This is a genomic window from Pseudofrankia coriaricola (assembly GCF_001854805.1).
Taxonomy (GTDB): Bacteria; Actinomycetota; Actinomycetes; order Frankiales; family Frankiaceae; genus Pseudofrankia.
This window is the reverse complement of the sequence record NZ_MBLO01000263.1, coordinates 103,606-117,885: the sequence shown is the minus strand read 5'-3', so window position 1 is coordinate 117,885 and position 14,280 is coordinate 103,606. Positions and strand designations below refer to the sequence as shown.

At 70.3% G+C, this 14,280-nt stretch carries 8 protein-coding genes; all 8 read left to right on the top strand.

From position 1 onward, the window contains the following. A partial coding sequence (locus tag BCD48_RS40595) for an ABC transporter ATP-binding protein (protein WP_116271823.1) occupies positions 1-618 on the top strand: 618 nt, incomplete at its 5' end. A gap of 5 nt (positions 619-623) precedes the next feature. Further along, positions 624-3,506, top strand: a complete 2,883-nt coding sequence (locus BCD48_RS40590) for a branched-chain amino acid ABC transporter permease/ATP-binding protein (RefSeq protein WP_071053710.1) — start codon at positions 624-626, stop codon at positions 3,504-3,506. An 88-nt stretch (positions 3,507-3,594) separates the two neighbouring features. Next, positions 3,595-4,917 carry an ABC transporter substrate-binding protein gene (locus BCD48_RS40585; RefSeq protein WP_071053709.1) on the top strand — a complete coding sequence of 441 codons (1,323 nt, stop codon included), beginning with the start codon at positions 3,595-3,597 and terminating at the stop codon, positions 4,915-4,917. 101 nt (positions 4,918-5,018) lie between these two features. Next, on the top strand, positions 5,019-6,137 hold the full coding sequence (locus BCD48_RS40580; RefSeq protein ID WP_071053708.1) for a Gfo/Idh/MocA family protein: 1,119 nt from the start codon (positions 5,019-5,021) through the stop codon (positions 6,135-6,137). Further along, complete coding sequence (locus BCD48_RS40575; RefSeq protein ID WP_071053707.1) at positions 6,134-8,521, top strand: glycoside hydrolase family 3 N-terminal domain-containing protein; 2,388 nt, start codon at positions 6,134-6,136, stop codon at positions 8,519-8,521. The genes BCD48_RS40580 and BCD48_RS40575 overlap by 4 nt, the downstream gene beginning before the upstream one ends. Positions 8,522-8,610: 89 nt before the next feature. Further along, complete coding sequence (locus BCD48_RS40570) at positions 8,611-11,115, top strand: glycoside hydrolase family 78 protein (RefSeq protein ID WP_071053706.1); 2,505 nt, start codon at positions 8,611-8,613, stop codon at positions 11,113-11,115. Between the two features lie 18 nt (positions 11,116-11,133). Further along, positions 11,134-12,087 carry an alpha/beta hydrolase gene (locus tag BCD48_RS40565; RefSeq protein ID WP_071053705.1) on the top strand — a complete coding sequence of 318 codons (954 nt, stop codon included), beginning with the start codon at positions 11,134-11,136 and terminating at the stop codon, positions 12,085-12,087. A 49-nt stretch (positions 12,088-12,136) separates the two neighbouring features. Continuing rightward, a complete protein-coding gene (locus BCD48_RS40560; protein ID WP_071053704.1) occupies positions 12,137-13,378 on the top strand; it encodes a glycoside hydrolase family 1 protein in 1,242 nt (413 codons plus the stop codon). The last annotated feature ends 902 nt before the right edge of the window (positions 13,379-14,280 follow it).

Below are 14,280 nucleotides of genomic sequence, written 5' to 3'. Positions count from 1 at the left end.
ACGAACGGGGCCGGCAAGTCGACGATCCTGAAGGTCATCTGCGGGCTCGGCACGCCGTCGCGGGGTGTGGTGCGGCTCAACGGCCGGACGATCACCTATGTCGCGCCGGAGCAGCGTGGGAAGTACGGCGTGCATCTGTTGCCGGGCGGTAAGGGTGTGTTTCCGGATATGACGATCCGGGAGAACCTCGAGATGGCGGCGTTCCGGATCCGCCGCGACCGGGCCGACCGTGACCGCCGGTTCGCCTACGTTCTCGGCCTGTTCCCGGATCTCGCCGGCCGCCAGTCCCAGCTCGCCGGGTCGCTGTCCGGTGGGCAGCAGCAGATGCTGGCGCTGGCGATGGTGCTGCTGCACGACCCCGAGGTGCTGCTGATCGACGAGCTGTCGCTGGGGCTGGCGCCGGCGGTCGTGCAGGACCTGCTGGTGATCCTGGAGCGGCTCAAGGCCGACGGGCTGACGATCGTCGTCGTCGAGCAGTCGTTGAACATCGCCCTCGCCGTCGCCGACCGGGCGGTGTTCCTGGAGAAGGGGCAGGTTCGGTTCACCGGCCCGGCCCGTGAGCTGGCCGAACGTGACGATCTGGCCCGCGCGGTGTTCCTCGGCCGGGAAGGTGGCTGACGGTCATGGAGATGCCTACTACCCAGTTGCTGTTCGATGGCGGTGTCAGTGGCCTGGTCATCGGTCTGCTCGCGATCGGCATCGTGCTGGTCCACCGCTCGACGCGGGTCATCAACTTCGCCGTCGCGAACATGGGTCTTGTCGGCTCCGTGCTGTTCGCGCTGCTGGTGGTGCGGTGGAACGTGCCGTACTGGATCGCCCTGGTCATCGCGCTCGTCGTCGGCACGCTGTTCGGCGCGCTCGTCGATCTCGCCGTGGTCCGTCGGCTGTTCCAGGCACCGAGGGTGATCCTGCTGGTCGCCACCATCGGCGTCGCGCAGCTGGCGCTCACCATCGTCACCGGCCTTCCCGACCTCGACGACTACGCGAGCGAGTCGTATCCGGTGCCGTGGGGTGGGGCATGGTCGCCGGTCGACGGCCTGCGGATCACCGGAGCGCAGCTGAGCGTCCTGGTCACGGTTCCCCTCGTCGCGCTCCTGCTCGGCCTGTTCCTGAGCCGCACCGTGCTCGGCCGCACCGTGCGGGCGTCGGCCAGCAACCCAGAGCTGGCGAGGCTGCAGGGCATCAGCCCGAAGATCGTCTCCACGGCGATGTGGGCGCTGGCCGGGCTGATCGGGACGATCTGCCTGATCCTGATCTCCGCACAGACCAAGACCCTCACCCAGGTCACCACCCTGGGCCCGACCACGCTGGTGCGAGCGCTGGCCGCGGCGGTGATCGCCCGGATGGTGTCCATGCGCATCGCGCTGCTCGCGGGCGTCGTGCTTGGGCTGCTGCAGTCGTTCATCCAGTTCAACTGGCTTACCCAGCCGGGTCTGACCGACTTCGTCATCTTCCTGCTGGTCCTGGCGGCGGTGTTCCTCGTCAGCCGCGGCCGCGACACCGAGACCTCGTCGTTCTCGTTCGCCCCGAAGGCCGCGCCGATTCCCGAACGGCTGCGTGATCTGTGGTGGGTCCGCCAGCTGGAGCGCGCGCCGCTCCTCTTCCTGGGCGTGCTGGCGATCGTCCTGCCGTTGCTGGTGCCGCAGGCGTCGCGGCAGCTGCTCTACACGGTGATTCTCGGCTATGCGATCTGTGCCGCCTCGGTCACCATCCTCACCGGCTGGGCCGGGCAGCTCTCGCTGGGCCAGATGGCGTTCGCCGGGCTCGGCGCGCTGACCGCCGCGGCGCTGAACCGCGGCCTGCAGATCCAGATCGGGGGCAGCACCTTCGCCCTGAACGCGCTGCCGTTCCCGGTGGCGGTCCTGCTCGCGAGCCTCGTCGCCGCCGCGCTCGCCGCCATCGTGGGGGCGGGCGCGCTACGGGTACGCGGGTTGCTGCTCGCGGTCAGTACGTTCGCGTTCGGGATCGCCGCCGAGCAGTACCTCTACCGCCGGGAGGTGTTCCAGGACGAGGGCGCCCACACGGCGTCGTTCACCCGTGACACCGCGTTCGGTATCGACATCACCAGCCAGCGCGCCTACTACTACCTGGTCCTTGCCGTGCTGGCCATCGTGCTGGCCGTCGTCGCCCGGTTACGCCGTTCCGGGATCGGCCGCACCACCATCGGGGTGCGGGACAACGCGGCGACCGCCGCGGCCTACACCGTGGGGGCGACCCGGGTGAAGCTGCGCGCGTTCGCGCTGGCTGGTGGGATCGCCGGTCTCGGGGGCAGCCTGCTTGCCGGTGCGGTCCAGAACGTGCCGTACTCCGACAGGTACTTCCTGTCGGCCGACTCGCTGAGCCTCGTGTCGATCGTCGTCATCGGTGGTCTTGGTTCGATCTACGGTCCGGTGCTGGGTGCGCTCTGGGTCATCGGCCTGCCGGCGATCTTCCCCGGCAACGACATCGTCCCGCTGCTCACCTCCAGTCTCGGCCTGCTGATCCTGCTTCTCTACTTCCCCGGCGGCCTCGTCCAGATCGGCTACGCCGCCCGTGACGCCCTCCTGCGCCTCGCCGACAAACGGCTCGGCCCCCAGCCTGCCGGCAAACCGGAGATCGCCCCGGCCAAGGCACTTACCCGGACCGTCCCCCGCGAGCCACTCCCCGCGGATCGGCCGATGCTGCGGACGAACGACGTGCGGGTCCGTTTCGGCGGCCTGACCGCGGTCGACGGTGTATCGATCCAGGTCGCGCCCGGTGAGATCGTGGGTCTGATCGGCACCAACGGCGCCGGGAAGTCCACCCTGATGAACGCCATCGGCGGCTTCGCCCCCGCCACCGGCACCGTCGAGCTCCTGGGTCGTGACGTCACCGCCACCGGTCCGACCGCCCGGGCCCGGGCCGGGCTCGGGCGCACCTTCCAGGCCGCGACGCTGTTCCCCGAGCTCACCGTCCGCCAGACCGTGCAGATCGCCCTGGAGGCACGCGGCCGCACCGGGCTGCTGTCCACCGCCCTGCACCTGCCGCACACCTTCACCCGGGAACGCGCCCAGCGATCCGCCGCCGATGATCTCATCGGTTTCCTCGGTCTTGGTCGGTATGCCGACGCGTTCATCGCGGACCTGTCCACTGGCACCCGCCGCATCGTCGAGCTCGCCGGGCTGCTCGCGCTCGACGCCCGCCTGCTCTGCCTCGACGAGCCGACCGCGGGCGTCGCCCAACGAGAAACGGAGGCATTCGGCCCCCTCATCCAGGAGATCCGCCGTGAGCTCGACGCGGCCATGCTCGTCATTGAGCATGACATGCCGCTGATCATGAGTATTTCTGACCGCGTCTACTGCCTCGAAACCGGTCGCGTCATCGCCGAGGGCACCCCCGGCACCGTTCGCGACGACCCGAAGGTCATCGCCAGCTACCTCGGCACCGACGAACGCGCCATCAGCCGAAGCGGCAGCGCCCCCAGCGGCAGCGCCCCCAGCCCAGCGGAAGACGCCCCCGTCGCCACCAGCACCACCGCACCCGCATAACGCGACGCACGTAACCCGGTGCGCCGCCCAGGCGCCGACGTACCTACAGCTGTCCATTCAACCGTGTCACGTACTGGAGATCTGTCAGATGACCTCACATCGCCGCGCTCATAGATACAGCGCGTTACTGCTCGCGGGGGCTGTCGCGCTCGCCGTGACCGCGTGCAGCGTCAAGTCGAATGACGACAAGGGAACGCCGTCGGCGGGTGCGACCACCGCGGAGGCGTTTCCGGTTCCGCCGGCGCCGGCGACGGCGCGGGGGGTCACGGCCGACAGCATCAAGATTGGTTTTGTCTATCCGGACCTGGAGAAGGTCAAGCAGTTCGTCGACGTCGATCACGGCGACTACCAGGCCGTGTTCAACGCCCTGGTTGACAAGGTCAACAAGGATGGCGGCATCAACGGCCGCAGGATTGTTCCGGTGTTCGGTGCGGTCGACGTCATCTCGCCCACGGGTGCGCAGGAGACCTGCGTGAAGCTGACCGAGGACGAGAAGGTCTTCGCGGTGATCGGCAGCCTCAACGCCAACGATGTGACGTGCTATGTGCAGACGCACAAGACGCTGGTCGTCGGTGGCGACCTCACCGCCGAGCGTTATGCCAAGGCCCAGGCGCCGTGGTTCTCGGACCTGCGTGGTGGCGATGAACTGGGCCAGGGCCTGCAGCTGTATATCGACAAGGGCGACCTGACTGGCAAGAAGCTCGCCGTGGTCGCCTACCGCGACGACCAGCCGACCCTCGACAAGGTCGTCCTGCCCGCGCTGAAGGCGAAGAACATCCCGATCACCGAGACCGGTGTCCTTGACGCCGACATCACCGACGCGGCCGCGGTGTCCTCGCAGTTCAACGTCTTCATCCAGAAGTTCCAGTCCGCGGGCGTCGACACGGTGCTGCTCGTCGGCGGCTCCCAGACCAACTTCCCCGCCGAGCTGCAGAAGACCAGCTACCGCCCCCGCCTGCTGTTCGCGAGCAACAGCACCGCCTCGGCCTATGTCTTCGGCGCCAAGAGCGGCGACCTCAGCGTGCTCGACAAGGCGCTCGCGCTCGGGCAGGCCACCAACTACACCGACCCGGCGGTCAACACCTGCCTGCCCACGATCGAGGCCGCGATGCCCGAGCTCAAGGGTAAGATCATCGACCCGGCGCTCGCACCCCCCAAGCAGCCCTCATGGGGCACGTCCGAGGCGGCCGCCTGCCGCTATCTGACCCTGTTCCAGGCCATCGCCCAGAAGGCGGGCAAGGACCTGACCTACAAGTCCTTCCAGGACGCCGGCTTCTCCCTGGGCACGTTCCACATCCCGGTGACCGTCGACACCGCGACCTACAGCCGCCAGACACCGAACGGCGACATCCCACCCCGCATCTTCGCGTGGGACCCGGCGAAGAAGGGCTTCTTCGTCACGACCAGCTGACCTGACCGCCCACACCGACGTGGCCCGGCCTTTCTTGACCGGCTGGGCCACGTCGGACCGTCAGACCGCCCGGGCCATTGGTCCGGCACCAAGGATGTCTCATGTCGTTCCGGTGGGGAATCGCGGGCACCGGCGCCATCGCGCGCGGGTTCGCCGAGGCGCTCGGCCGGCTGCCCGACGCCGAGCTCGTCGCCGTCGGCTCCCGCCGCCAGCAGACGGCCGACGACTTCGGCGAGCGGTTCGACGTGCCCCGCGCTCGCCGCTACGGCTCCTATGAGCAGCTGGCCGCCGATGACGGTGTCGACATCGTCTACGTGGCGACCCCGGCCTCGCACCACCATCACCACACGCTCCTTTTCCTGCGTGCCGGGCGGGCGGTGCTGTGCGAGAAGCCGTTCGCCCTCGACGCCGCGCAGGCGGCCGAGATGGTGGCGACGGCCCGTGCGGAGGGCCGGTTCCTGATGGAGGCGATGTGGAGCCGTTTCCTGCCCGCCTACGTCAGAATCCGGGAGCTGGTCGCGGCGGGCGCAATCGGCACCGTGCTGGCGGTCGACGGCGACTTCGGCTACCGGCTGCCGGCGGCGCCGGGTGATCGGATGTTCGACCCCGCGCAGGGCGGCGGCGCGCTGCTCGACCTCGGCGTCTACCCGGTCTCGCTGGCCAGCATGCTGCTGGGCGAGCCGGACCAGGTGAGGGCGTTCGGCCAGCTCGGCGAGACCGGCGTCGACGAGCACGTCGCCATCCTGATGGGCTACCGGACCGGCGCCGTAGCCCTCGCTAAGGCGTCCCTGCGCGCTGGTCTGAGCTGTACCGGCCGGATTTCCGGCACCACCGGCAGCATCGAGCTGCCCGCCTTCATGCACTGCCCAGACGAGATCCTCGTCCGCGGCCCGGCCGGTACCGAACGCCTGCAGCTGCCGGCCGCCCTCGACACCACCGACACGGGCACGGCGGACGGGGGCGCGGGCGATCCGCCGAACCGGGCCGGCGGCGGACTGCACCACCAGGCCCGGCACGTCCACGAGCGGCTTCGGGCGGGGCACCTGGACAGCGACGTCATGCCGCTGGCCGAGTCCGTGTCGGTGATGCGGACGCTCGACGCGGTGCGCCACCAGATCGGCCTGCGCTACCCGGGCGTCGACCTCGCACCCGCGCGACCGGCCGGCGAGGCCCCGGCCGCGGCGGGCGACCTTCAAGAGGAACAGGGAACGCGGCGATGACCACCACCACGTTGACGCCAGACAAGATTCCGGACCTCGTTTCCCAACTCACGGTGGAGCAGAAGGTCGCCCAGCTCACCGGGTTCGCCGTCACCGACCTCATCGCGCGACGGCCTGAGCCGGGCGCGGCGAGCCCCGAGCTCGACGTCAGCCGGCTGCCGGCGCTCCGGCCACACGGCGTCGGGCAGATCTCCCTGGCCTGGTTCCTCGGCCACGACCTGGAAAGCCTGCGGTCCGACCTCGAACGCGTTCAGACCGCCATCCGGGAGATCGCGCCGTTCGGCATCGGCGCGCTCGTGCACTTCGAGGGCATCAACGGCTTCCTGCACGCGTCCGGCTCGCAGTTTCCGACCTCGTGGGCGCAGGCGGCCACATGGGAGCCGTCGCTGGTGACCCGGGCGGCCACCGTGACCGCCGCTCACATGCGCGCGACCGGCGGCCACCTGCTGTTCTCCCCGGTCATGGACCTCGCCCGCGACCCTCGGTGGGGCCGGGTCCACGAGACCTACGGCGAGGACCCGGAGCTCGTCGCGCGGTTCTCGATCGCGTTCGTCCGCGGTGTCCAGGGCGCCGACGGCGAGTCGGGCGTGCTTGCCACGGGAAAGCACTTCGTGGGCTATGGCGCCTCCGAGGGGGGGCTTAACCAGGCCGTCACCCAGCTGGGGCGCCGCGCGCTCGTGGATGAGTACGCCGAACCGTTCCGCCGCGCGATCGCCGAAGCCGACCTCGCGATCATCATGAACTCCTACAACGAGATCGACGGCGTCCCGTGCGTCGCGGACCGGTGGCTGCTCACCGAGCTGCTGCGCGACCAGCTCGGCTTCATCGGCCTCGTCGTCAGCGACTACGACTCCGTGACCCTGCAGACCCGGTTCTTCCACACCGCGGACTCGCCGGCCCAGGCAGCCGTCCAGGCGGTCAGCGCCGGCCTCGACGTCGAGCTTCCCGGCGACACGAACTACTCCCACCTGGTGGAGGAGGTCAGGAGCGGCCGCCTCGACGAACAGGTCATCGACACCGCCGTCACCCGCGTCCTCGCCGCCAAGGCACGCGCCGGACTCATCCCCGGGATGACGACGCCCGGCTGTGCCTCCGCCGCCGCGCCCGTGGCGCCGGATCGCGGCGAGGCGGCGACGGTACGCCGTGCCGTCGCTGAGCGCGGGATGGTCCTGCTCGACAACGATGGAACGCTACCGCTCACGTTCCGGGGCGGCCGGGTCGTCGTGGTCGGTCCCGCGGCCGACGAGCTGCGCGTCCACTTCGGCGCTTATACGTCGGTTTCCCAGGCGGAGATGCCGCTGGGCATGCGTGCGGTGATGACCGGTCAGATCCCCGGTGTCGATCCGGCGACGTTCGTGTTCACGGACATCTTCCAGACCCGGATGCCGGGCATGGGGGAGACCTTCGAAGCGGAGGCGCGGCGGACTCATCCGGACGCGCCCACGGTGCTCGAGGCGCTCAGGCGGATCGACCCTTCCATCGAACACGTCCCGCTTGGCGGGTTCGAGGCGGACCCCGAGCACCCGCTGGACGGATCCATCGTCGAGGAGGCGGTGAGTGCCGCCGACGTCGTCGTCGCCGTGGTCGGCGAGCGGACGGGCTGGGTCGGCAACAACACCGCCGGCGAGGGCCAGTCGACCGCCGAGCCCGCCCTGCCGGGCGACCAGGAGGCGCTCGTCGCCCTGCTGGCCGCCACCGGGAAGCCGCTGGTGACCGTCGTCGTCTCCGGGCGGCCGCTGCTGCTCGACGCGGTGGCGCGGGCGTCGAACGCGGTGCTGCTCGCACCGTTGCTCGGCGAGGAGGCCGGCCACGCGATCGCGGACGCGGTCTTCGGCGTGGTCAACCCGAGCGGCAAGCTGCCGAGCACGCTCCCGCGCCACCTGGGTCAGCTGCCGATCTACCACGGCCACCACTACGGCAGCGGCTACGACCACCCCACCGGGACCCGGCACGGCTACAACGACCTGGCCGATCCCAGCCCGCTCTACGCCTTCGGCCACGGCCTGTCCTACAGCACCTTCGACGTCACGCTCGACGACTCCACCGGGCCGGCCATCGAGGAGGCCAACGGGATCATCCGCGCGCGGCTCGTCGTGACGAACACCAGCACTGTCGACGGTGAGACGGTCGTGCAGCTCTACGCCCGCGACGAGGCGGCCACCGTCGTCCGCCCGGTCCGCCAGCTGATCGGTTTCGCCCGCCTGGCGCTGCCCGCGGGCGAAGCCACGACGGTCACCCTCGAAACCCCGGTCGAACGGCTCTTCTACACCCAGGCCGACGGCACCCGGGGCATCGAGGCCGGCGAGGTCACCGTGCTGGCCGGGTTCAGCAGCGACGACATCCGCTGCGCCAGCACGATCACCCTCCCCGCGTCCGTCGCCTGACCGTCGCCGGCCGTTCGCCGCACATCCAACAAGGCCGCGGAAGCGGACCGATCACCTTGTTCGCCGCCCTGCCCAAGGATCGAGGTCCCGTGTCCCATTCAGGAAATGGCAGCTTCATTGCCGCGCCGGCTCGTCCCGCCGGGCAGGCGCCGGCGCCATACCTGCGGCGGGAGTTCACGGTCGGCGCGGGACTGCGGTCGGCCACGCTGCACGTCACGGCGTTGGGGCTGATCGAGGCTCATCTGAACGGAGTCCGGGTAGGCGACGAGGTGCTCGCGCCGGGTTGGACGTCCTACCAGCACCGGCTGGTCGTGAGCAGCCATGACGTCACCAGCCTGCTGGCCGAGGGCGCGAACGTGCTCGGCGCGATCCTGGGTGAGGGCTGGGCGGTGGGCCGGCTGACCTGGGAGGAAGGCCGACGGGGTTTGTGGGCCGATCGCCCGGCCGGGTTCCTGCAGCTCGACCTCGACTACGGCGACCATGTCGAGGCAGTCGGCAGCGGTGCCGACTGGCGGGCCGGTACCGGCGCGATCCTGGCCGACGGCATCTACGACGGCGAGACCTACGACGCCCGGCGCCACCCGGACGGCTGGAGTGAATCAGGCTTCGACGACTCCGCGTGGTCGCCGGTCGACCTCGTTCAGCACGACCTCGACACCCTGATCGCCCCGGAGGCCCCGCCGATCCGTCGGATCGAGGAGCTGGCGCCGGTCGAGATCCTCATGACCCCGGCGGGGCGGACCGTCGTCGACTTCGGCCAGAACCTCGCTGGCTGGGTCCGGCTCACCGTCCGCGGCGACGCCGGTACCACGATCACCCTGCGGCACGCGGAGACGTTGATCGACGGCGAGATCGACTTCCGCACCAACCGCACCGCGCTGGCGACCGACCGGTACACGTTGCGCGGCGACGCCGGCGGGGAGACGTGGGAGCCGCGGTTCACCTTCCACGGTTTCCGCTACGTCGAGGTCGACGGCTGGCCCGGCGCGCTCGACGCCGACGCACTGCGGGCGGTGGTCGTGCACAGCGACCTGGCCAGGACCGGCTGGTTCGAGACCTCGAACGAGCTGGTGAACCAGCTGCACTGGAACGTCGTCTGGTCCATGCGGGGCAACTTCGTCGGAGTGCCGACGGACTGCCCGCAGCGCGACGAGCGCCTCGGCTGGACCGGCGACCTCAACGCCTTCGGCTCCACCGCCGTCTTCCTCTACGACGTCAGTGGCCTGCTGGGCTCGTGGCTTGCCGATCTCGCGGCCGAGCAGCGGGAGAAGGGCTTCGTCCCGATCGTCGTCCCGGACGCGCTGTCCATGCCGATAAGGACGCCCACCGCGCTGTGGGGCGACGCCGCGGTCAGCCTGCCCTGGGCGCTCTACCAGGAGTACGGCGACCCGGAGATCCTCGCCCGCCAGTACGCATCCATGACCGCGTTCATCGACAGCGTCGAGAGCATGCTCGACGAGCGCGGCCTGTGGAACTCCGGCATCCAGCTCGGCGACTGGCTCGACCCGGACGCACCGCCCACCAACCCGGCCGGCGGCAAGACCGACGCCTACCTCGTTGCCTGCGCCTACCTGTGCAAGACCACCAGTGAGCTCGCTCAGACTGCCGACGTCCTGGGCCGCACGGAGGACGCCGCCCGGTACTCGACGCTGCACCAGCGTGTCCGCGTGGCGTTCCGCGACGAATGGGTCACCCCCGCCGGCCTGGTCGCGAACGACACCGTCACCGCCTACACCCTGGCCATCTGCTTCGACATCCTGCGACCCGCCCAGCTCGAGCGGGCCGGACGCCGCCTCGCCGAGCTCGTCGCCAAGGCCGAGCACCGGATCAGCACCGGATTCGCCGGCACGCCGCTGGTCGCCCACGCCCTGAGCCGCACCGGCCACCTCGACACCGCTTACAAGCTGCTACTCCAGACCGAGTGCCCCTCATTCCTCTACCCGGTCACCCAGGGCGCGACGACGATCTGGGAACGGTGGGACGCGATCACGCCGGACGGCACGCTGCACGACACCGGCATGACCTCGCTGAACCACTACGCCCTCGGCGCCATCGCGGACTGGCTGCACCGCGTCGTCGGCGGCCTGCAACCCGCCGAGCCTGGCTACCGCCGGATCCGGATCGCGCCACAACCCGGCGGCGGGCTCTCCTACGCGACCGTCAGCCACGACACCCCTCACGGACGGGTGCGCGTCGCCTGGCGGCACGATCCAACCGGCCGCATGACCGTGGACGTCGCCGTCCCCACCGGCACTACCGCCGACGTGGTCCTCCCTCGCCATCCGGACGAGCTGACCGTCCACGTCGACGCGGGCGAGCACCACTGGGAGTACGACCTCCCGACGCCTGTCCGGCCCGCCTACACCCTCGACACCCCGATGAAGGTCCTCTTCCACGACTCGGAGACCTGGACCGCGCTGCACTCCGTGCTCCGCCAGCACCTGCCGCAGTTCGGCGACGCCGACACCGGCACGGAACCATCACTGCCGGACCTGCGCACCCTCCTCGGCTACTTCCCCGAACAGGCGCCGGCCATGGAACGCGACCTGTCCGCCGTCCTCGCGACCCTCACATCCACACCCGTCGGCTCGTGACACATCGCTGGAGGCCCCGTGACCACTGAGACCGGCGGCGAGCGACGCCGAGCGTCCTTCGCCGACTTCGTCCGATTTCTGGAGACGGCCGACCCCGAGCTGATCGCCACGCGGATGCCCCAGGGCCCGGACACCGCCGCCCTCACGGCCCACTATCCCGAACTGGCCCGGGTCGAAGTACGGGACGTGAACGTCGACGGTGCCGGAGGGATGCCGGCCCGGCTCTACCGCGAGCCGGGCCGGGCGACGGGCTCCGCGCTGGTCTGGGCGCATGGCGGCGGCTTCGTCACCGGGGACCTGGACATGCCGGAGGCGAACTGGGTCGGCCTGACCCTCGCGTCGCGGGGCATCCCGGTGCTGTCGGTCGAGTATCGCAAGTGCCTTCGCGGCGTTCACTTCCCGGCGCCGTCCGATGACCTCCTCGACGCCTGGCTGTGGGCGGTCAAGAACGCCGGCGAACTCCAGGCGGAACCTGCGGGGATACACCTGGGCGGGGCCAGCGCGGGCGGAAACCTGGCCGCGGGGGTGACCAAGCGCCTCCGCGACGGCGGCGGACCGTTGCCGGCCTCCCTCCTGCTTCTCTACAGCGTTCTGCACCCGCGGCTGCCGGAGCCGAGCGCGGACCTGCGTGCCAAGACCGAAGCACTGACCGGCGAATTCCTCACCGCCGACATGGCCCCTGAGATCAGCCTGAACTTCACCGGCACCGAGGCGGCCCTGGCGGACCCCTACGCGTTCCCCGCCAACGGCGACGGCGCCGGACAACCGCCGGTGTACGTGCTCAACTCCGATGCGGACGCCCTGCGCGCCTCGGGCGAGGCGTACGCCGCGCAGCTCGCGACGGCAAGCGTCCCGGTCCGCGTCGAGTTCGAACCGGGCTCCCGCCACGGACATCTCAACCAGCCGTTCACGGCGGCCGGCGAACGCAGCCTGGACCGGATGACGGCCTGGCTCACCGCCGCGCAGGCCTGATGCGCAGTCCGATGCCAACTTCCGCGCGACATCAGGAGGTCCACCGATCATGAGCCAGTTCCCCGACGGCTTCCTCTGGGGTGCCGCGACCGCCGCCCACCAGGTCGAGGGCGGCAACGTCAACGCCGACCTGTGGGCCAGTGAATGGGCGCCCGGATCGCGGTTCGCCGAACCGTCCGGCGACGCGTGCGACCACTACCACCGTTATCCCGAGGACATCGGCCTGCTCGCCGGACTCGGGCTGAACGCCTACCGGTTCGGGATCGAATGGGCGCGGATCGAACCGGAGGAGGGATTCTTCTCCCGGGCCGCGCTCGACCACTACCGGCGCATGGTCGGCACCTGCCTCGAACACGGCGTCACCCCCGTCGTCACCTACAACCACTTCACGACTCCCCGCTGGTTCGCCGCTGCCGGTGGGTGGAACGGCACCGCCGCCATCGACCGATTCGCCCGCTACGCGGCCCGGGTCACCGAGCACATCGGCGACCTGACGCCCTGGGTGTGCACCTTCAACGAGCCGAACGTGATCTCGTTGATGGTCCACCTCGGCCTGGCCCCCGCCGCCGCCCGCGAGGACGGCCTCGGTCTCCTGGATGCCGCCGACGACCAGCCAGCCCAGCCGGGTCAGTCGGGTGGCCAGTCGGGATCGGGCGGGAGCTGGCCGGTCCCCTCCGTCGAGGTGATGGCGGCGGCCCACCGCAAGGCCGTCGAGGCGATCAAGTCCGGGCCCGGCGACCCCGCGGTCGGCTGGACCCTGGCCCTCATCGACCTGCAGCCCGCCGACGGCGGCGAGCAGCGCTGGGCCGCCACCCGCCAGGCGGCCGAGCTCGACTGGCTCGACGTCTCCCGCGACGACGACTTCGTCGGCGTCCAGACCTACACCCGGGAACGCATCGGACCGGACGGCCTCCTGCCGGTGCCGGACGGAACCGCGACCACGCAGACCGGCTGGGAGATCTACCCCCAGGCCCTCGGGCACACGGTCCGGCTCGCGGCCGAGCACGCCCGGGTGCCGATTCTGGTCACCGAGAACGGCATGGCCACCGCCGACGACGACGCCCGCACCGCCTACACCGCCGCCGCCCTCGAGGGACTGGCCGGCTGCGTCGCCGACGGCGTCGACGTCCGCGGCTACCTCCACTGGTCGCTACTCGACAACTTCGAGTGGACGTCCGGTTTCGCGATGACGTTCGGGCTGATCGCCGTCGACCGAACCACCTTCGCCCGCACCGTCAAGCCTTCCGCCCGCTGGCTCGGCGAGGTCGCCCGCGCGAACCGCCTTCCCTGATCGAAGGCGAGAAACCGACCTGGTCACCGCACACAAAACGCTACGCAGTATGCTTGCGCGCGCTAGCTTTGGGCGATAACCTCCGCCGTGGAGGCAAGCGCGGATAATTTTTAGGACACCCCTCTCGCGACGGTTATGTGCCTGCTCGCGGACTTCCTGGTCCGGCAATCGGGTTGAACCCACTTTCCTGGCGAGACTGTCGATTCTGTGGTCGATCAGAAGCGCTTGGTTATTCTGTCGACCCGCTCGTCACAGCCAGTTGCATCGCGAAGGCCGAAGCTCGCCAGACCGTGCCTGGCCGCGTAGTGCACGACTGCGGAAGTGGTCGGGCTTCCCGTCGTGGCAGCCGCCGTCCGCGCCCGGCGTGGCGGAATAGGCCCCGGCCACGCCGGGCGCGGCGGCCCAACTGGAACACGGTCCGCGGTCGGTTCGCCGCCGCGACCTGCCGCTCTGAGGGCGTCAGGTCGTTCAGGGCGCCGCCACGCGTCGAGGCGTCCGAAGCGATCGGGTAGCCGCGCACGAGCGTGATCGCGTGGGCGTGGCACTGTCGTGGAGGCCTGACTTGCGCGCCCTAGTTTCGTGTGGATAGCATCCTGACCAACGCTAGCGCGTACTAGCAATCTGTGATCGTGCGGGTTCACGCAGGCGTTGCCATGTCATGGTCAGCACCCGGTGACCGCCTCCAAACCGGGCGGCTACTTCCGGCCGGGAGGGCGTCGCCAATGAAGGCGGGGGAGAGCACAGTGCCTCTGGTTGAGGGGCCCACAGAGCGCGATCGGCCGCGGCATCCCCGTTTGGCGGTCCGTCGGCCGCTGGCGGATGTTCTTCCGTTACTGAGCTTTGGAGCTGCCCCCGCGGGCGGAAGCAGCCGTTGAGCCCTGTGGCATCTTCCGGGACTGGCG